The organism is Streptomyces sp. NPDC055078 (genome assembly GCF_053607985.1).
This window is the reverse complement of record NZ_JBSGUP010001117.1, coordinates 1-1,342: the sequence shown is the minus strand read 5'-3', so window position 1 is coordinate 1,342 and position 1,342 is coordinate 1. Positions and strand designations below refer to the sequence as shown.

At 66.8% G+C, this 1,342-nt stretch carries 1 protein-coding gene; it reads left to right on the top strand.

Annotated elements, in window-relative coordinates; translation table 11 throughout:
- Nucleotides 1–1,324, top strand: a 1,324-nt coding sequence (locus tag ACWF94_RS40590; protein WP_453500330.1) for a hypothetical protein, incomplete at its 5' end; no start/stop codon positions are given.
- Nucleotides 1,325–1,342 lie beyond the last annotated feature (18 nt).

Sequence of the window (1,342 nt, the reverse complement as noted above, 5' to 3'; positions counted from 1 at the left end):
GCCGAAACAGGGCGTCACCCAACTGATGGAACAGGCCAACCGGGACGCGAAATGGGACGGCGCGTGCGGACCGGGCGCGATCTACGGGCCGAATCTCAAGCCGGGGTCCCGCGCCTGCTGGGCACCCGACGACGCGACGTCGGGTGAGTGGATCCCGCAGGCCATCACCGGGGTCTCCGACGCGCAGGAGGACGAGAACTGGGGCGACTCCCCCGCCGACCCCGTGGTCGTCGCCACCTACGACAAGACCAACCCGGGGCGTACCGACTACGCCGCCGACCGGGGCACGTGCGAGAACCCGTCCGTCTCCGACGCCTGCAACGAGAAGGGCGTACGGATCACCTTCATCAACCAGTCCACCGGCAAGTACCGTCATGTCCTGCTGGTCTGGCCGTATCTGAACGCGAACAACAACATCTCCTTCGACGCGCTGCACGCGCGCGAGGGCAAGTGTCCGGCCGACGGTCCGGTGACCAAGAGCTGCCGCGCGCAGAACGGCATCCACGCCGGAGGCATGACCTGGTACGGCAACTACCTCTACGTCGCCGACACCGCCAACGGCATGCGGGTCTTCGACATGCGCAAGATCATGGACCTGAACCCCGACCAGAACGCCGATGTCCATGACCCGACCCCCGACGGTCTGAAGAGCAATGTCAAGGAGAAGCGGAAGGTCGGCCGCCAGAGCAATGTCTGGTTCGGCTTCGGCTACCGCTATGTCATGCCTCAGGTGGCGACGCTGAAGTTCACCACCGCGCGCAACGCGGGCGCGACAGACAAGAACCAGTGCTACGCCACCGGCCGCCCGAAGGCGTCGTACGTCTCCCTGGACCGTACCGGCACCGACAGTCTTGCCCTGGGCGAGTACTGCAACTACAAGAACGGCAGCACCAGCCCCGGCCGGGTCGGCACCTTCCCGATGGCGTCGCTGGCGGCGGCCGTGGAGGCGCCCAACACCACCGTCAACGCGACCGAAGCGTTCGGGCTGCCGGACGGCGGGAACCTCGGCAACGAGCGCATGTGGCACAAGATCCAGGGTGTGCTGCGCCACGAGGGCAAGTGGTACTTCCACCGCAGCAATATGTACAGCAACGGACGGCTGCTCCAGGCGACCGAACAGTCCGGACAGCTCGTGGCCAACCCCAAGGCGCTGGAGTCCTCCGTCGGGCCCGAGGATCTCTATATGGAGCACGGCCGGGGCAACAACCAGCCCCCCGAGCTGTGGTCCCTGAGCGAGCACGCGCCGAGTGCCGGCTGCGCGAGCTGTCAGCGGGAGGTCTACAGCTATCCGATGAGCAGCGTCATCAGCGGCTTCGGCTCATAGGCGCCGGGCCCGCCGAAC